Origin of the sequence: Streptococcus sp. HMSC076H09 (assembly GCF_001811765.1) — a bacterium.
GTDB lineage: Bacteria > Bacillota > Bacilli > Lactobacillales > Streptococcaceae > Streptococcus > Streptococcus agalactiae.
In genome coordinates this window covers 16,508-35,642 of record NZ_KV806603.1, presented here as the reverse complement: position 1 = coordinate 35,642, position 19,135 = coordinate 16,508, and the positions used below count along the sequence as shown (strand labels likewise).

At 33.6% G+C, this 19,135-nt stretch carries 16 protein-coding genes and 1 riboswitch; of the genes, 1 reads left to right on the top strand and 15 read right to left on the bottom strand.

The annotated features are described in order from the left end of the window. Positions 1 to 101: 101 nt before the first annotated feature. From pflA to pilA, 11 genes are all read right to left on the bottom strand, one after another. Positions 102 to 890: a pyruvate formate-lyase-activating protein gene (gene pflA, locus HMPREF2818_RS04855; protein ID WP_000807695.1), complete on the bottom strand. Its 789-nt coding sequence runs from the start codon at positions 888 to 890 to the stop codon at positions 102 to 104. A gap of 67 nt (positions 891 to 957) precedes the next feature. Next, positions 958 to 2,292, bottom strand: coding sequence for a hemolysin family protein (locus tag HMPREF2818_RS04850; RefSeq protein ID WP_000389990.1), 1,335 nt, complete (start codon positions 2,290 to 2,292; stop codon positions 958 to 960). A 179-nt stretch (positions 2,293 to 2,471) separates the two neighbouring features. Beyond that, positions 2,472 to 3,038, bottom strand: coding sequence for a tRNA 5-(aminomethyl)-2-thiouridylate-methyltransferase MnmM (locus HMPREF2818_RS04845; protein WP_000596039.1), 567 nt, complete (start codon positions 3,036 to 3,038; stop codon positions 2,472 to 2,474). Next, the gene (locus tag HMPREF2818_RS04840) at positions 3,031 to 3,966 is read right to left on the bottom strand and encodes a tRNA modification radical SAM protein MnmL/YtqA (protein ID WP_000747787.1); all 936 of its coding nucleotides are present in this window, start codon (positions 3,964 to 3,966) and stop codon (positions 3,031 to 3,033) included. The genes HMPREF2818_RS04845 and HMPREF2818_RS04840 overlap by 8 nt, the downstream gene beginning before the upstream one ends. Before the next feature lie 92 nt (positions 3,967 to 4,058). After that, positions 4,059 to 4,700 carry a phosphatase PAP2 family protein gene (locus tag HMPREF2818_RS04835; RefSeq protein WP_000952711.1) on the bottom strand — a complete coding sequence of 214 codons (642 nt, stop codon included), beginning with the start codon at positions 4,698 to 4,700 and terminating at the stop codon, positions 4,059 to 4,061. Continuing rightward, a complete protein-coding gene (locus tag HMPREF2818_RS04830; protein WP_000185810.1) occupies positions 4,681 to 5,265 on the bottom strand; it encodes an ECF transporter S component in 585 nt (194 codons plus the stop codon). The genes HMPREF2818_RS04835 and HMPREF2818_RS04830 overlap by 20 nt, the downstream gene beginning before the upstream one ends. Positions 5,266 to 5,334: 69 nt before the next feature. Next, positions 5,335 to 5,480, bottom strand: a riboswitch (FMN riboswitch). An 86-nt stretch (positions 5,481 to 5,566) separates the two neighbouring features. After that, entirely contained in the window at positions 5,567 to 6,493 is a 927-nt protein-coding gene (gene pilC, locus HMPREF2818_RS04825) for a PI-2a pilus subunit PilC (protein WP_000723818.1), read from the bottom strand. Then, positions 6,490 to 7,374, bottom strand: a complete 885-nt coding sequence (srtC4, locus tag HMPREF2818_RS04820) for a PI-2a pilus assembly sortase SrtC4 (RefSeq protein WP_001214178.1) — start codon at positions 7,372 to 7,374, stop codon at positions 6,490 to 6,492. The genes pilC and srtC4 overlap by 4 nt, the downstream gene beginning before the upstream one ends. Continuing rightward, positions 7,374 to 8,252: a class C sortase gene (locus HMPREF2818_RS04815; RefSeq protein WP_000850400.1), complete on the bottom strand. Its 879-nt coding sequence runs from the start codon at positions 8,250 to 8,252 to the stop codon at positions 7,374 to 7,376. Before HMPREF2818_RS04815 ends, srtC4 begins: the two co-directional genes overlap by 1 nt. A gap of 111 nt (positions 8,253 to 8,363) precedes the next feature. After that, positions 8,364 to 10,391 (bottom strand): isopeptide-forming domain-containing fimbrial protein, encoded by a 2,028-nt coding sequence (locus HMPREF2818_RS04810; RefSeq protein WP_000723558.1) that lies wholly within the window; start codon positions 10,389 to 10,391, stop codon positions 8,364 to 8,366. Between the two features lie 129 nt (positions 10,392 to 10,520). Then, positions 10,521 to 13,226, bottom strand: coding sequence for a PI-2a pilus adhesin PilA (gene pilA, locus HMPREF2818_RS04805; protein ID WP_001233993.1), 2,706 nt, complete (start codon positions 13,224 to 13,226; stop codon positions 10,521 to 10,523). Positions 13,227 to 13,730: 504 nt separating this feature from the next. Between pilA and HMPREF2818_RS10325 the strand changes: the two genes are divergently transcribed. Continuing rightward, entirely contained in the window at positions 13,731 to 14,321 is a 591-nt protein-coding gene (locus HMPREF2818_RS10325) for a hypothetical protein (protein ID WP_000241339.1), read from the top strand. Between the two features lie 51 nt (positions 14,322 to 14,372). Here the strand turns inward: HMPREF2818_RS10325 and HMPREF2818_RS04795 are convergent, their stop codons facing one another. Genes HMPREF2818_RS04795 through HMPREF2818_RS04780 form a run of 4 tightly spaced genes read right to left on the bottom strand, consistent with a single transcriptional unit; the run spans position 14,373 to position 19,135 of the window. Beyond that, complete coding sequence (locus tag HMPREF2818_RS04795) at positions 14,373 to 15,512, bottom strand: glycosyltransferase family 4 protein (protein WP_000428965.1); 1,140 nt, start codon at positions 15,510 to 15,512, stop codon at positions 14,373 to 14,375. Beyond that, positions 15,502 to 16,350 (bottom strand): glycosyltransferase, encoded by an 849-nt coding sequence (locus tag HMPREF2818_RS04790; RefSeq protein WP_000875981.1) that lies wholly within the window; start codon positions 16,348 to 16,350, stop codon positions 15,502 to 15,504. Before HMPREF2818_RS04790 ends, HMPREF2818_RS04795 begins: the two co-directional genes overlap by 11 nt. Continuing rightward, on the bottom strand, positions 16,347 to 17,771 hold the full coding sequence (locus HMPREF2818_RS04785) for an oligosaccharide flippase family protein (RefSeq protein WP_000771251.1): 1,425 nt from the start codon (positions 17,769 to 17,771) through the stop codon (positions 16,347 to 16,349). The genes HMPREF2818_RS04790 and HMPREF2818_RS04785 overlap by 4 nt, the downstream gene beginning before the upstream one ends. After that, complete coding sequence (locus HMPREF2818_RS04780; protein WP_001049710.1) at positions 17,771 to 19,135, bottom strand: DUF2142 domain-containing protein; 1,365 nt, start codon at positions 19,133 to 19,135, stop codon at positions 17,771 to 17,773. The genes HMPREF2818_RS04785 and HMPREF2818_RS04780 overlap by 1 nt, the downstream gene beginning before the upstream one ends.

Genomic DNA, 19,135 nt, shown 5'->3' with positions numbered 1-19,135 from the left:
TTTATATTCACCTTATTGTAGCAAAAATTGAATAACTTAGCAAAAAATCTTACTAGGAAGCCCTTTGCAACTAAAAAAGTTGAATAAAATTCAACTTAAAACTAATTTTGAATCCTTTTTAGATATTCTGTATAGGATTCTGTTTTCATGATATCTTTAGCGTTTTTAACACGTTCTGGAGTTGGTGGTTTCACACCAGCTAATGGATACGGAATTCCTAATTCACGCCATTTGAACTCTCCCATAGTATGATAAGGCAATACTTCAAATTTATCGACATTATCAAGTGTTTGGACAAATTCACCCAAACGTTTTAAATGGTCATCAATATCAGTCAATCCAGGAACTAAAACATGACGAATCCATACCGGAGTACCTCTATCAGATAAATATCTAGCAAACTGTAAAATATTTTTGTTAGACTGACGAGTTACAATTTTATGTTGTTCTGGATCAATTTCTTTTAAGTCAAGGAGTACCAAATCAGTAACATCTAACAATTTTTCAAGGATAGCATGGTATTCTGGTGTTGCTCGATAAGCAAAACCACAAGTATCTAGCGTCGTATGAATACCTAGTTTCTTAGCCTCAATAAAGAGGGCTGTAATAAAGGCAATTTGCAGCATTGCTTCACCACCTGAAACTGTGATACCTCCATCTTTTCCCCAAAAATGTTTATAACGGAGAGCTTCCTTTAGAACATCCTCAACGGTACGTTCCTTTGAATTGTTAGTTTCCATTTCCCAAGTATCAGGATTATGACAGTATTGACAACGCATTTTACATCCTTGCATAAAAATGATAAAACGAATACCTGGCCCATCCACAGAGCCGAAACTTTCTGTAGAATGGATCATTCCTGTTACTTTTTTATAGTCTATTTCTGCCATTTCATCACCTTGTAACCGTTTTTATGACTTTATTATATCATTTTCATGAAAAAAAGACTAAGTAATCTTAGTCTTTTTCAATATTCTGTTCTATATCAGACAATAGCACCTTCAATTTTGTTATACGACCATCTTTAACTTTATCATTAATCAAAGTGATGTGTTTATCTTTGCAGTCTACTTCGTAAGCTACTTTTTCCTCTTGGTTTGGAATACTACCCACACCAGTTAAATAATAACCCGCAATTGTATCAACATCATCACTTTCTAACTCTGTCTCAAAATAATCATTAAATTCATTAAGCGTCATAGTTCCTAGAACAATATAGATATTCTCATCGATTTCCCTGACAAATTGTTCAGCTGTATCTGTTTCATCATCAATTTCGCCGACAATTTCTTCCAATAAATCCTCTAGAGTTACTAAACCAGCAACGCCACCATATTCATCTAGTAAAATGGCCATTTGATTTTGAGTGTTGCGTAATGCTTTTAAAAGGTCATCTACAAAAATCGTTTCTGGAACAAAAAGAGGTTCCTGAAGTATTTTTCGCAAGTCGATAGTATCAAAACCAGTTTTAAAGCCCACTTCCAATAAGCGCTTGGTATGTAAAACACCAACAACTCTATCTTTATCGTCATCATAAACAGGGACACGAGAAAAGTTTTGTGATAAAATTCCTTCAATATTTGATTGTGCATCATTGTTGATGTCAATCATGAAAGCATCAGTGCGCGGAACCATAACTTCACGCGCCATCATTTCATCTAGCGAGAAAATCCCTTGCAGCATCTCAATTTCTTCAGCATCCAAAGTTTCTTCACTATTCGTCAACATATATTCAATTTCATCACGTGTCATCTTCTCGTCAGCATCATCAAAAGTCATCGGAGTGATTCTACTCAATAAGTTAGTTGAAGCTGAGAGCAACCATACAAAGGGGCTTACGATTTTCCCCAGAAAGATAATAATGGGAGCTGAAACAATTGCTAGACGATCTTTCAAATTCATAGCAATACGCTTAGGATATAATTCTCCTAGAACAATAGAGACATATGTTAAAAAGATTAGCGCAATAATACTCCCTGCTGTACGGGCTGTTGCTGAATTTCCTAGCCACCCTGAAATCACATGTCCTAATGAGGCGGATAAACTAGCCCCTTGCAAAAGGCTAATAAAAGTAATACCAACTTGAATTGTTGATAAAAAATTATTGGGATTTTCAAGAACGTCCAAAAGACGTCGATACCTTTTGTCCCCTTCTTCAGCTTTCTGTTCTACTTTAGAGCGGTTTAGCGATACTAAAGCCATTTCAGATGCTGAAAAGAAGGCGTTAAATAGGGTTAATATTAATAAAACAACAAATTGTAGTAACAAACTCTGACTGCCAGGGTCTTCCATGGAAAATTACTCCTAAATAAAAATTATTTGAATTTAGCTGATAGCGATTAACTCTACCAACTGTTCTTCTATTAGATAATGCTATCATTATATCATATAATAGCACTGAGCGCATAGTCGATAATATTGTTTATGGCATTTTATAGCAATTATCATTTTTGCTAATTGCCTAAAGATAGTTACACCTCATTTTCATATGATTGTAACTTTTCTACCATAATTAAAAAGGGGGGCGTATTAACTTGATTGAGTGGTTGATAAAGCATTGTAGCGAAATTATTCTGTGGTAATTGTTCCACGAATGCTATCACCGCATCTTTCTCACTTTTTCCACCATCATGACCATAATAAACCATAAGCGATAGACGTCCACCTACTTCTAAAATATCTAAAACGTTTTTGATTGCCTTGATAGTTGTGTGAGGTTTTGTAATAACTGTTTTATCCGCTGAGGGTAAGTATCCCAGATTAAATATAGCTGCTCTTAAAGGTGTATGAACATACTGTTCCAAATTTTCATGCCCATCCAAGATAAGTTCAACGTTAGAGATCCCTTGCCCCGTGAGCTTTGCTTTCGTTTTTGCTATTGCTTCTTCTTGAATATCAAATGCATAAACTTTTTTAGAACTTTTCGCTAAAAAAACAGTATCATTCCCATTTCCCATAGTTGCATCAAGCGTTATTGCTTCTTTATCAATAACTTCTGCTAAAAAATCATGAGAAAGATGAATTGGTCTTTTAATCATGTTTTACCTCAACTTTACATCCTTGATATGACTGTCTTTTCTCCATTTCTTTGTCAATGGCATTAAGCACTTCCCATTTATTAAGGCTCCACATCGGTCCAATTAACATATGACGTGGCGCATCACCAGTAATTCGGTGAATAACAATATGTTTTGGAATAATCTCCAGTTGGTCACAAATAATCGAAATATAGTCTTCTTGACTTAACAAACGTAAACGACCTTCATGGTAATCTCTCTGCATTCTTGTATTAGTCATAAGATGCAGAAGGTGTAATTTTATACCCTGAATATCATTATCCATAACACATCGACGAACATTTTCCACCATCATATCATGTGTCTCCCCTGGGAGACCATTTATTAGGTGAGAAACGATTTCTACTTTAGGAGCTAATTCTCGTACTCTCTTAACAGTTTTTTTGTAAAGGTCATATGAATGTGCTCTATTTATTAATGCAGAAGTTGCTTCATAAGTTGTCTGAAGGCCTAATTCTAAAGTCACATGCATTCTTTCAGAAAGTTCAGCGAGATAGTATATAGTTTCATCAGGTAAGCAATCCGGCCTTGTTCCGATGTTGATCCCGATAACTCCTGGCTCATTAATAGCCTGTTCGTAACGCTCTTTAATTATCTCTAACTTAGCATGGGTATTGGTAAAATTTTGAAAATAGACTAAGTATTTATTAACTTCAGGCCACTTTCTATGCATGAAATCAATTTCTTTATAGAATTGTTCACGAATAGGAGCTTCTGGAGCAACTATAGCATCCCCTGAACCAGAAACTGTGCAAAAAGTGCACCCTCCTCTAGCAACTGTTCCGTCTCTGTTAGGACAGTCAAAACCAGCATCTATAGGTAATTTAAATATTTTTTCTCCAAAGAGTTCTCGATAATAATCATTAATCGCACGATAACGTTTTTTCATAGGATAATTGTATCACAATTTTAACTAAAATAACCTCACTACTACAATAAAACTAAAAAAGATTGGAACATCAGTTAGTCCCAATCTTTTATTTACTTCACTTTCTTTAACCAATCCTTGGCTAAAAAGATATACGCAGTTAGATTCAAAATACCATAAGCAAGTATAAAACCAGCTAAAACATCTGTCGGAAAATGAACCCCTAGGTAAATACGAGATAACCCAATTAAAAAAATGAGCAAACCCAAAATACCTTGGCACAACAGTTTCCATATACTATTAGGCATATAGTACTGCAATAAAATAATAATACTCCCAAATATCATAAATGTTCCCATCGAGTGCCCACTGGGAAACGAATAGCCACCTGCAAATACTAAATGGGGTAAAGTTGGTCTTACTCTTTGAAAAATAAGTTTTAAAGAAAGTATACATATACCAGAGATAATAGCATTTACTGCGATAAATCTAGCTTGAGGATACCACTTCTTAAGGTAACAGAAAGTGACGCTCATAATCGCAATAGCTATCTGGCTTACAGTATTACCAATCACAGTGATTAACTTGAAAAATCTTGTAGAAAGATTTGGCAACTGTCCTCTAACACTTTCTTGAATAGTTTGGTCAAATGCAATTACAGTGTCGGGCCAATATTTGATGACCAATCCTAAACTGAAAAATAAGATAATAGCAATAAATGCTTGAATAAGTTTACTATTTTGACGAGATAACATTAGTCTTTTTATATCTTTCTAATATTGGCAAACAAGCCACGTAAGTTAGATAGAAAACAATCGAAATTAAAATTCCCTCAACGATATTAAATGGAATAACCATTGTTAAAAGGTAATTGCCTACACCAATAAATGTTCTGATATCAAAGTTAGCAAATATAGCATACAAAGGAATCGCAAAGACATAGTTGAGAGCTACCATAGATACAGTCAAGCTAACTGTACCAAATAGACTAGCTTTAATAAAATCTTTTGCACTCTCTCTATTTTTCCAGAAAATAGCGAAACTTGCTAAAAATAAAGCTAGAGCAACCATATTCATCGGTAAACCGATAAAGGTTTCTGGACCACGATTAGCAAGTATAACTTTTAAAAGTGATCTTAATAAGAGTACACCATAACTTGATTTCAAATCAAATAAAATAAAAGTAACTAACATCGGAAGGATTGAAAAATCAACCTTTAAAAATTCTGCTCCTGGTATTAATGGAAATGAAACCATCATCAATACAAAAGATAAGGCAGAAAGAATGGCGATTGTCACCATTTTACGTGTATTTGTCATAAAAAAATTCCTCCAATTTAAATAAATTGAAAGAAGCTCCAAAGGTAAGCGTAGGTACGCGAAAAAAACCTTTGTCTTCTCCCATCCAGACTTTACTGTCGGTTGTGGAATCTCACCACATCAGCTTTCGCTCGCGGACTGATGCTTCACAACTGACAAATAAGTTGGAAGCGATTACCGCCGGTCGGGAATTACACCCTGCCCTGAAGACACCTATAGCATAACAAAAAAAACTTGCAATTGCAAGTTTTTTAATTACTAATTAGTAGTAGTGATTAAAAATCATATTAATACCAAATTACTATACTGTATCGTTTCTTTCAGATTTGCTATTTTTAGTTTTTCTTAAAAAGATAAACAAAATTCCCAAAATAATACAACCAAGAATTGTCAGTCCTCCACCAATAATCATTCCTGTTTTAGGAAGAAATGATTGTGGAAAAAGCGGTTGTGATGGTTTAGGATTTGTTGGTGGAGGAGTTTCTTTTTCGTTTTCTACCTCTACTTCCTGTGTTTTATTAGCAACTACAGCAACTACAGCATCCTTCATAGATATACGGTAACCAGTTAGTGCTTTTACTTCTCGAAAAATATACTTACCAGGTAATAAACCTTCAACCTCAATTTCTCCCTTATCATCAGTTACTAATGAAGTAATCCCATCTTGATCGGTCGTAAATCGTCCATTTTTAAAGCGAACTGGCTGATTCTGGTTATCGTATAATACAAATATTACTCCTGATAGCCTTTTCTTTATCTTTCCTTCTTTTGTATATTTAATAAGTTTTAATCGGCCTGTTTCAACTTTTCGCTTAGGATTTATCTGTAATTGATTTGATAACTTATCATCTGGTAATTCAATATAAAAAGGTACTATTGTTGAAACGCTTTGATCAGCTTTATAAGCACGACCAAAGTACGAACCATTTGGGAGTGCTATCTTTGTCTGACCATTAGTATCAGTAGGAGAAGTCAAGATACTCTTATACTTCTGGTTCAATTCGCTATCTGTCATTTGGCTCAATAAATCAACTTTTAAGTTGTCAGTCACAGTCCATAAACGATAAGAAATCCCCTCCTCTGTAGTATTTGGCTGAAGTCCTATCTGTGTGATTGTTAGTTGATTAGGGGTATCAGCATTTACACTGGCTACCGAAAAAAACGCTAATTGTACCAATCCTAAAAAGCAACATAGTAGAAGTCCTAAACTTTTTCTAATCTTTTTCATTTTTGATTTCCCTTTCTCTTTCTCTCTTTAAATTTTCGTTTTAAATATAATAGTAAAGCGACTAATATAAGAATAACTAGGATTGATAAGAGGAAATAAAGTTTATAGTGTGTTTGCAATTCTTTCATTAAATAGTTCTTTTCTTTAACAGGAGGTACATACTTGATTCGATGCCCTCTAACTAGTAAACGATGTGAATTAATCGAATAAGGTGTACATGTTAGCAAAGTCGCATAATCCTTACCTTTAACAACCAATAATTTAGAAAAATTATCTGGCTTTACAACACTTATTTGATCAACCTTATAGGCTAAAACTTCTTTGATATTATGAATATAAAAAATTTTTCCTTTTTTAAGTTTATCTAAATCTGTAAATAACTTAGCTTTAGGTAAGCCGCGATGAGCTGTGATAACAGTATGTGAACTTTTTCCACCAATTGGCAAAGAAGTTCCTTCAAGGTGTCCTGCTCCTTTTTCAAGAACACTACTGGTAGTCCCCGCATAGATAGGTAATTTTTGCTTGATAGACGGTATATCAATATATCCAATCATTTCAGTAATCTCAAGCATATGGGCGTATTCAGCAATACCTTTTTTTTCTTTTTCAGTATAGGGATCTGATAGGCGGCTTGGGTCCAGTGTTCTATTATAAGCTTTTGCTAACTCAAATCGTCTATTAATCTCTTTAGCATTTAATTTTTGGGTTTGATTATCAAAGTTAGTTACTTGATTATTAGCTTTAATATTATAGTACCAATTTGAAATAAAAGGATATGAGGTTATCAAAAGACCTACTAAGAATAATAATATCAAACCTATATTCATCCATCGATTTAAAACGACCGATTTCTTAAGGTTTTTCTGAAATTTTCCTCGCATTATGATTCAATTCCTTTTCTAACACTTGATAAACGATTTTTTTGACGTTGACGTTTTATTAACCAAAGTAACCAAGCAATAATAACTAAAGATATATAGAAAAGATATCTATAAATCGTGTTTAAATGACCGTCTTTTATTAATTTTTCATCAATAGGACCTTTATAAGGGATACGATGACCCCTTACTAAAAGTCTGTGTGTATTGACCATAATCGGGGTGCAAGTCAATAAGGTTGCATAATCATGTCCAGGAACAACCAACAAATCTGAAAAGTTATCGGGTGTAACGACTTTTATCTGATCTACTTGATATGCTATCGTTTCTTTTATGTTTTGAATATAAAACTTATCTCCTTTTTTTAACTTTTTAAGGTTAGAAAAGAGCTCTTTATCTGGAATTCCTGAGTGCGCTGTTATAACGGTATGGGTGCTATTGCCTCCAATTGGAAGAGAGGTACCTTCTAAATGACCTGCTCCTTTAGATAGAACTTCTTGACTTGAACCTGCAAATATAGGGAGTTTTTGACCTATCTTAGGAACTGAAATTATGCCGATTTTTTCACTTACCTCTAACATACGGGCGTACTCTGCTATCCCCTTTTGAATTCGTTTTTTCTCATAAGGATCTTCAAGATGGACATTATTTAAAGAATCATTATATGCTTGTGCTAGAGCCATACGCCGATTGATTTCTTTCTGACTAAGTTTTTTAGCAGCTCTCTCAAAATCTTGTGTTTGGTTATTAGATTCTATCGTATAGTAAAATCGTGATACCACTGGATACAATAAGATAGATAGACCTATTAGAAAAAGAATGATAAAAGGCAGATTTGATTTCTTTTTTTTTGTTTTTTTGATAATTTTTTTAGTCTTCACGTCATCTCCTAAATAATGGCTCTTGCTTATGATCTAAGAGTACTTCTACTGAAATACCCTTAGATCATAAGCACAGCTTTAACTGTGCTTACACATCATCAAAAGCTAATCTTAAACTTCCTCTGATTGACGTCTTTTCATGATAACTACCGCTCCAAGCATAATACTTAATCCAATAATTGTGAAAAAAATTGTACCAATACCACCTGTTTGTGGAATAGTAACCTTCTTATTGATAACTTGTTGTGCATCTTTAGTTTTAGAACCTTGGGTATACTCAATATCTTGAGCAGAACCTTTACTGTATGAAGTAGCATTAACATTAAACGAAACATCACCTGATAATTTAGCATAACCAGTTGGTGCTTGTGTTTCTTCCAATGAGTATTGACCTTCAGTCAAGCCAGTAATTTCAAATTGACCTTTATCGTTAGAAATCAATTTAACAACATTCTTAGCATTTTTATCTTCAACCCATTCGTATGAGTAGTTAGCTTTAACAAAGGCATCATTGTAAGCTTTTTGTTTTTCACTAACGGTAGCCAATGCTGATTTACCATCTTGACCTTCTTGTTTTTCTTTAGTCAAATCATTGTAAGCTTTAACAGCAGCATCCAATGCTGATTTAGTTGAATCTACAGCAGCTTTTTCTGCATCTGTTGCAACACCTGATTTACGTGCCAAGTACTTGCCATCTTTCTTAACAAGGAAGGTAGCTCCTGCCAAGCGTTCTTTTCCATCTTTATTTGTTTTCACAAATTTACGTCCATAAGTCACCACTTTTGGTTCTGATGGGTTGATTGGAGTTGGCTCATTTGAGTCTTTGTTGTTCTTGATGGTTACAACGCCATTTACAAATGAGACGTATTCTGGAGCGTAGCCGCTAACACGTTCGATAACGCGGTAAGTTTTAGCATTATCCAAGTTTTCAAAAGTGTGTTTGAAGCTAGTTGCAGCTGTTGCTTTAGCTGAATCAACATTCACCCATTTGTCACCATCTTTAACTTGCAAGGTGAAGACAGCATCAACTGTTTCATCTGCTTTATTCACTTCATTGCCATCTACTGCCCATGTTTTGTTAACAGTGATTTTCTTATCAACTGGAATACCTTCTTTTGGTTCATTTTCAATTGTTGGGTTGTTGCCGTAGTCCAATTTAACATCATTGGTTTCTAGAACTTCAACGACAGCAGAACCGTTCAAAGTAGCTGAGTAAGTGATCTTGATTTCAACATCTTTTGTTTTTGCGGCTTTTGCCACTGCTTCAAGACCTTTGTCAGTCAAGACAAGGCGGAAACCTTGGTCATCTGCTACAAGTTTGTAATTTGTAGCATCAAGAGTTGCACCATCCAATGTTACAGCAATATCGTTGTTGAAAGTCAAACCTTTGGTCATGCTATCGGTCCAGATTAATTTCTTATAGTCTGAACCTTTAAGGATTTTTGTTCCAACATGGTATTTTTTAACATCACCAACAGATGCTGAGACAGTCCCTTTGTCTTTTTTGTTGTTCGCATAATCAAGTTCTTTATCTGCGAAGTTCTTATCTACTTGTGGTTTTGTTTCAGTGTTCTTTGGATAAACGTGAGCGTCTTTAACAACACCATTGTCGTTTACCAATGGAAGAGTGATTTTAACTGGAACTGCTTTTGAATCAGCCAAGATAGAACCATCGTTGTTGTATGTAGATTTTTCTTTCAATTCAACGATTTGGTAAGTTCCTGTTAATTTAGAAGTGTTAAATTTGAAACCATTGTCTGTTGTTAAACCTTTAAGAACAGCACAACCTTTGGCATCTGTTGTATCCAAAGTATCAACTTCTTCACCATTTTCAGTGATGTATTTAGTACCAGCTTCATTTTTGAAAGCAAAGTAAGCACCTGCGATTTCTTTCGCTTCGCCTGAGCCAAAGTAAGTTTTAAGGTCTTCGATTTGTTTACCAACGTAGTCAGTATTATCCTTACCCTTTGTACCAGCAGTAAAACCGTCAAATGCAGTTCGAGGCATGACAATCTTGTGCAAGGTCACTGTGTCAGTAGTTTTTGCTTCTTCCGCAAACACTGGTGCAACTGAGAACAATGATGTTACGGTCAGTAGCAATGCCGAGAAGACTGCAAAATATTTGTTGATTTTTTTCATTTCTATCTCCTTCTTATTTTAGTTAATCAACATGATTAATAATATGCGGATTTTAATACACCGCAGCACCACTCCCTTCAAGTCATGGAATTTTAGTTAATTAATTAAGAATACTAAAGCGCATAATTTTTAATCTTTTTTGATGGACATATCACTAGATTTCTTATACCTTTTCCAAATATAAATTCCACCTGCAATAGACATCATAGCTCCACCTATTAAAATGAAAGATAGAATTCCTTTCCCACCTGTCTTAGGAATAATTCCTTTTGGTGGAATATGCGTGTTGGTAATTAAATGCTTGTCACCTTCCTCATGATATTCAGAAATCTGTTTATTAACAGCTATTATATTTTTTATCGATCCTTTAACCACTTCAAAAGTTAAAATTGGTTTATTAGTAATTTTTTGATAATCCTCCGGCGAAACTGCTTCTATTAACTGATATTTGCCATCTTTCAAATCTTTGTAAGAAATTTTGCCGTTTTCTCCCGTCACTACTTTTGAATTATTATTTTTTATTGGTAAATAAAGTTTATAATCTTCATTAAATTCTTGAAGTTCAAACGTAGCTCCTTTGAGGAGCAACTTATTATTATCTTTATCAACTTTTATAAATTCAATTTCACCTAACTTCTTCTCGTTTTTAATCGTTATTGTAGGATATTCTCTCACATCACGAATTTTAGGGATTGGAAAATCTCTAAGTGTATTAGGATCCTCTGACTTAGGATTCAATGTTGTTCTACCATTAGTGTCATAGAATTTGTTACTTATAAAACTGTCATCTAGTTTCACATCATATGTGAGTGTTACTTTTTGACCTTCTCCTAAATTCAAACCTCTAACATAGAGTTTATTTCCGATGTATTCTAATTTAACCCCCTTAAGTATTCCACCATCATTATTAGGCCCACCAGTTGCAATACCATCCTTCATTACACTTCCATCATTTCCCTGTAAAGTATAATCACTTGGCTGTAATATTTGTCCATTACCAAGCTGTAAATTGATTTTATCACCCATAGGATCTTCGATAGTTCCATTAACAATTGAGTTTTCTTTTGTTAAAATCGTTTCAAATTGTTGCTGAATTTTAGATAAAATTTCATTGTTAGATGTATCGGCTGAAGTTACGATAGGGGTGTAGTACTCAGGTTTGGAAGAGAACGACCTCATTAGTTCTGTGATTTCTCCATCTGAAAGTTTAAAAGCTTCCTCTTTCAATTTTTGAAAAGTACCATCTTGATTTTTCTTATACTCCTCATTATAAACTTGTCTAAAACCAGATATATCGATACCAAAATTAAAAATGTCATAATTTTTCTGTTTTAAACTATTTATATAAAGTTTGGTTGGTGTTCCATGTTCTTTCACTGGTCCATTTCGATAAATTGTACCTTTAGGGTAATTAAGATTTAAATCTAAATAATGAAGTTTTTGTAAGTTTCCAGAGATTATCTGTGTTTGATAACTATCTAAGGGAAACAAAAAGTAACTCTCCCCATTTCCTTTTATATCATCGGGCTTATCAGTAAGTAGAAAATTACTTTTATTTAGATATCCATTTTTTTTCATTTGTTCAAATTGGCTTTCATATGATGCACCCAGTTTAAAATTATTAATAGCATATGATCTCGTAGGAACACCATCAGTTACATGAACAATAATTTTTTGACTATTTCGATTTACTTGACTCAAAATATCATCTGCCTCCATGAAGGCTTTCATAGTAAATGTTTCTCCTACTTTACTAAGATAGTACTCCTTTTGTTGCTCTGGAGTTAATCCATTGGTAGTAGATCCCCACTTAGCTTTAGGAGCTTCTGTCGGAATCCTTTTTATAATCTCTTCAGCATTATTTGTTAATTGTTTATGACTATAATTCTCTGTCTGAATTGTGAACTTAGTTTGAAGGCCATAATATTTATCATCTTCTTTAAATCCTTTTACGACATCTACACTCCTACCATCAAAAATATCTGAACCATAGGTAACTAATGCAACCCTATTATCACTGTTTGCTCCTAAAATATCTTTTACTGCGGTCCCAAGAGCTTCGGCAGCTTTCTTGGCTTTATTATGCCTTTGAAAATTTGGGCCATCGTTATTCATTGAGTTAGAATTATCGAGTACGAAGACAACATCTAACGGCTTTTGTTTGTCCACTGGTTTTACTATGGTTTTTCCACTGACAGTTAACTCAATTTTATATTTATTATGAGCTAAATCACCTACTTCTGAAATACGTTTAGATAATGTTCCCTCTGGAATTTCTCTTATATGCTCACCTTCACTTGAATATGGGTTAACTGCTTTTGCCTCTGACTTTCCATTTGGAACTGAACCTTTAACATGCTCAAGTTTATAAGATTCCTTTGTATCTTCATAAATTCCTGTGGGGGGATACTGCTTATCTAGTTCTTCCTGATTTTGTCCAATTGTGGAATTTTTATCACCACTATTTTGTATCGTAGTTTTTCCATTACTCTCAACCTTAACTTGCCAAGTCTGGTTAGTCTTTTTATAACCTTCGGGCGCTGTTTCTTCTGATAAAGTATAATCTCCAGGTATGAGATTATCAAAAGTAGCTTCACCTGTTAGCTCAGCAGTTACTTTTTCTATTTTACTTTCTGGATGAGCAGTAGTTTTTAAAACAAAGGTAGCTTTTGAAAGTGGTTTGTTCTGGTCATCTGTCTTTTTAACAACTAACTTTCCTTTAGCACCATTTTCCGGTACGGTACTTTCCCCTAAAACATTGGTATTAAGCGGTATTTGCGACAAACAAAAAAGACTTAACGTCAATATTTTAGAAAATTTTTGGTATTTTCTCATTTTACAACTCCTATTGTGCCGAAATGTCGTTTCTAAATCTAAGATCAGATACAGAATATCCTAGAATATAAAAACTATCACTTATTATGATATCAATAATTTCTTATTATAAGGTATGGAATTTTAAAGTTTTTTCCCAATTTTTGAATGATTTTTCTTTTTATTTGATACATTATTGTCTCTATCATGGAAACGTATTAATTATAATGTAGTTGTCCCTTACTCACCCCTTTTCATTGAACTACAAAATATATTTATCTATGATACATTACAATATTGTGTCAAAAATGTTATTATAGATTCCTTTAAAATTAATTTAAAAAAGACGATATAGACTATATTTTTCTTGCTTACCTTACTTCCCATAACTCTTTTTCTAATCCAAATTGGACTGAGAAGCGTATCGATAATGTAATAGCTATTTTCGAAAATTATCCCAAATTCCAAAAATTATTACAGCCACTCAAAGATGCCCTTCCCTTATCTGACTCCTATCATGACGAGTTGGTAAAAGTTGCTATCATTTTTTCCCGAACATTTATTTTAGGATTAAATCAATTAATCCCTGAAACAATTTCATTTCCTTCATGGAACTATCATAGACATGATAAATTAACTACTATTCTCCGACCGATAATTACAAATTGGTTAAGTGAAATTGGAGAATACACGTTTAAGGAACAACATTTTCTTCTCCTTTGTGCTCACCTAGAAAGAATTATCAAAAATCATATTCCTCCGATACAAATAGCCGTACTAACTACAGACTTTATTAATAACAAAATTTTAACAGAATGTTTATCACAGAGGTTTTCTTCTAAACAGATTCATTTCCACCCTTACTATTTATTAACTGATGATCTTTCCAATATTACTAATCTTAATCCAGATATTATTATTACCAACCCAAAGCTTTCTTCCTTTATAAAACATGAGATTTCTTCAGAGAGTTTAATTACATATATTGATTTGATTCATACTCCAGACCAGATCAATCAAATCCAAGAAATTATTTCATCAATACAAGAAGAAAAATATTGTAAACTTTTTGCAAAGAACAATGAAATAACTACCCGTAGCTCCTATAACTCTTAAAAATTAACATTAAAAAGCTAGAGCATTACACAATGCTCTAGCTTTTTAATGTTAATTTTTTTGAATAATATAATCCAACTTTTCAACTGTTTTTTCCCAGGTGAAATGTTCTTTAATTCTTTTAGCAATATTCTGTTGTAGTTTCTCTCTTAATGCCTTATCTTTTACTAATAAATCAAGAGATTCATGGAGTGACTGAGTATTTTCTTCCATGATGATTCCTAACTCAGGGCTATCGATAACTTCAACTGTTCCACCGCGATCTGTTGCAATAATAGCACTTGAAAGTAGACCAGCTTCTAAAATAGAGGTTGGTAATCCCTCTGGATACATTGATGGGTAAACAAAGATATCAGTCTGTGCCATTAAAGACATAGTCTGTTCAAAGTTTAATTTCCCCAAAAAGTTAATCTGTTTGGACTGATATTTCTCTTTCAAATGTGCTAATTCAGGTCCGTCTCCTGCAATCTGTAAATAAACATTTTCAGAGTACTGTGACATCAAAAATGCTTCTAAGAGCAATTCAATGCCTTTTTCTTTAATAATTCTACCAGCATAAGTGATGAAAATATCATCAGCAGATTTTTCAAGGTAAGCCGTGTCAGCAAAATCAGAGCCTAGACTTTCAGATACCGAATTATAAATAACTCCTTTAGCTTCTATATTAAAATGTTTTAACCATTCAACGCTTCTCTTGGATACCGCATAAAAATCTGGACGATAATGCTTAACACGCGCTGTGAGAAGATGTTCATAGATAGCTCCAAAGAAATCTAAAAAACGATTATTGACAGAAAAATGACTTGACCCATGGTCTAAAACAATACTAGGTAAATGGTGCTTCTTTGCAAAAGATAGCCCTTCTAACGTTGTTAACTGAAAACGTGTATTACAAATCACAAAATCAATATTTTCATCTGAAACATATTTCATCAGCGTGTTGTATTCTCGATTTTTGTTAATAATAGGATAGCGCTGCTTGACAATATTTTTGGTCGGTAAACGGTAAATTTTTCTACCCTTGTCTTCATCTATAATCGGTAAATCACCATGATTAGTTGTTACAATAACAACACGGTAGCCACGCTTAACCAAATCTGCTGTCATTTTATCTGTATAACGTTCAATACCTCCGAGGAAGGGTAGATAATATCCTGAGAAAACAGCAACTGTTTTTACCTTATTTTCCATATTTATCCACTTTCATCAATAAGCCATCTTTTAAGCCTTTAATCATAGCAACTATTTTTTTGCTCTTTTGCTCTTCTGCTACCAACACTCGAACAAATTCATTTCGCATAAATACTAAATATTTGTATCGCTTCTTCTTACCATATTTTTTTATAATATAGATCGCATTGCGTATCATGTAATATTTTCGAAATGGTGAATGATTCAATACATGAAAAACATGGCCAAATTTTTTAACTCGTGAAGAGTGTCCAATTTCGTGTAACAGACCAATAAAATTAACCTGATAAGTCTTATATCCCATCTCTGACAGACGATAATTCATTTCAGAGTCAACAAAATCAATAAACATCTCTTCTGCAAAGCCAGATGTTTCTTCGAAAACGCTCGTTTTCATTAAAGCAGCCGAAGTAATACACTCTTCAATTTCTTTATAGTCAAATTCTTGCATCACTAAATTTTCACGGTTCATATCTTGATACAAACAAGATAACATACCGACCTTAGGTAAATGAAGGTAATTTTCATAATTATCTATCAAATCACCTAGGACAACCGAATCTTGATCTAAAGTCAAGAACCAATCAAATTCTTGTGCTACTGCAAATTGACCGATACAGTTCAAAGCATATGCAATCCCTTTATTTTCTGTTAAATAATCAACAGTTAGGTGCCCCTCTTCATTATAATCGGCTACTAATTGAGAAATTTCTTCCTTATTTTTCGAGCCATTATCTACGATATAGATGTGGCTTACTTGAGGATAAATTGCTCGAATGTTCTGATCTAAGCGTTCAATATTGGGGTTAAAGGTGACAATACCCGCTAAATATTTCATGTTCTATGCTCTTTTCTAAAATCTCTAAATAACTGAATGACTGGTGCTTTGGTTATAAAAACGATACCGACATAGATAGTTACTGCTACTAAACTTTGAATGACATAATTTACCAATGATACTGACATTTGAGTATTGATATAATAGAGTACAGCTCCACTAAGAGTAGCAGCAATTAAATAGCGCAGCATTCCTCTTGTTAATTCTTTAAAAGTAAATACATCTCTTAAAGAGATAGCTTGATATAGGGAGACAATAAATTCAGTAATAACTGTAGAGATAATAGCTCCCATAGCACCTAAAATTGGTATTAAAAGTATATTAAGCACAACATTTGCCACAAGTCCAATAACTGCAGACATTGTGTAAGCTTTTGTACGTCTTGAAGCCAGTAGATACTGTGTCCCTAAAGCGTTACCATAAGAAATGCAAATGATCATCAAAGACTCAACAGCCATTAGCGGACCGACAGCTTCATACCCTTTCCCAAAAAAGAAGACAGCAAATGTCGACGAAACTCCTACCACTCCCGCAATCATTAACATTGAGATAGCATTGCTTAAATCAACAAGTTTCAAAAGTAAAGCCTTAGCTTGCTTTTCTTTTCCTGAAGAAAATAGACTGGAGAGCCTTGGTAAGAAAACTCCTCCGATTGCTGAAACAATGGTAAATAAAATACGAATAATTTTATCAGATTGATCAAAATATCCAGCACTGACCACACTATCCATTGCTCCCAGCATACTCTTGTTAAGAGAGAGATAAATCTGCATGGTGATTTGGGGTAAAAATAACATTAAAGTTGGTCTTAGATGTATTAAGATATCTAATCTACTAAATGGTATCTTGATGATTTCATGCTTTAAATGATGCCAGACTGTTAAATTTCCGAGTAATGATGCAAATGCAATTAAAAACATATAAAGTGCTAGGTCATCTGGCGTCTTCACAACTAAGAAGGTCAAAACAACTGTAATAAGCTTAACAATGGTATTACGAATGACAATTATCTTAAAGTCTTCAACTCCAATAAAATACCACGAAATATCAGTTGCAGTCGCTAATAAATTAATACCTTGAATTAAATAGAATAATTGCCATTCGTTTGTAAGTAAGACAAATCCAAAGAATAATAACGTTGCTATAGATACAGAGGCAAGTTTTAATACAACTAATTCCCAAAATATCTTACTTCTCTTATACTTATTTGACTGCACAAAAGCTATCTCACGATTACCGTACAAAGATATCCCTAAAGCACCAAATAAAGTAAAGTACATGACAATGGAGCTCGTATAGGCATTAATACCGATGCCTTGAGGAGATAGTACACGGGAAACATAAGGAACTGTTACTAAAGGTAACAACAAAGTCAATAACTGGTATGAGGTATTATAAAACATATTTTTCAAAAGTTTCATTAGTTTCTCCTCATAATTAAACTAATAACAGTATCAAATAACAATAAGGCATTTGATACAATTACCAAGCCAGTTAACGCATACGGCACCACTTTCCTTCCTGCCTCATTTAGACGCGCTGGAATACTTGATGCAAAAACTTGTACCAAAAGCAATGTAACAGTAAAGTAACGTCCTTGAACTCCTTCAATGTAGCTTGTTGGCGCTCCACGATATTCTAACATGATAAAAAAGACACCAAGAATTCCCACAAAGAAACTAGCTAAGAAAAGAAATCCCATATTTTTTGACTTAACAAATTTTTCTTCAGAAAACCATACTAGAAAGACCATGAGATACCATACTGATGATACCCAAGTGGGAATAAAATTCTGACTTGGATATGGAGAGGCAAGCCAGGAAGTAATGTCATTACTTAAAATATTGATACCAGCATAATTATAGCCAAATGTCATTACATAACGTCTTAAAACAGCAAGGACACCACCATGTCTTGCGGTCAGAACATAAACTATAGCAAGTGACAAAAAGGTTAGACATAGCCAAAATAGCTTTTTAGATTTAAGACCTTGAAATAAATGTGATAGCTTCTGATTATAGCCCATTAATTTAGGATTGTTAACCTGCAATAATACCGGTATTACTAGCAATAAAAACAGCCAGTAATTCTGCTTACATGCAACAATGACTAAAAGAATCAATCCTATAAGAGCAATACTACGATTTTTAGTCAACGATTTATCAACTAAAAGATTTATCAAAAGCGATAAAAATGCTCCAAATACAATATATCCAGTCGAGTCATAAGATAGACTAGCAAATGAATTTAGAACTACGGGACTGAGGAAAATAGCAAAGTAGATTAACTTTCCTTTTTTCACATACCGGATAATGAGGGCAACCAAGGTGATTGAGACAAAGGAACTAAATAACCTTGCTACTGTAATCATTACCCCCATAGAAGGATACACAAATTTGCCTAAAAATAAGCCAACTGCTGGCACAAGATGACCCCAAAAAACAAAGTTATGTTTAGAATAGTTTATCTCACGAGGCAAATGATTACCATCAACAAAATTGGCTTTATTTAAATAGTATTTTTCAAATCTAGTACCATCTCTATAGGAGGTCGATTGTCGTCTCATACCTGAATCAATATTATATTCTCCATAGTAAGAAGTATCAATAATGTTATTTGAAATACGACCAGACACAGCTAAATGGTATTGTCCATCAGGTTCATTGAAAAATGGCATTAATAGGCTCAATACAATAGTAATCGTTAAGCCTAATATAAAATATGTTTTATGCAAGTTCTTGTCTAGAAAAAACTTTTCAAATAGACGAACTTTTTTGAGGTTCAT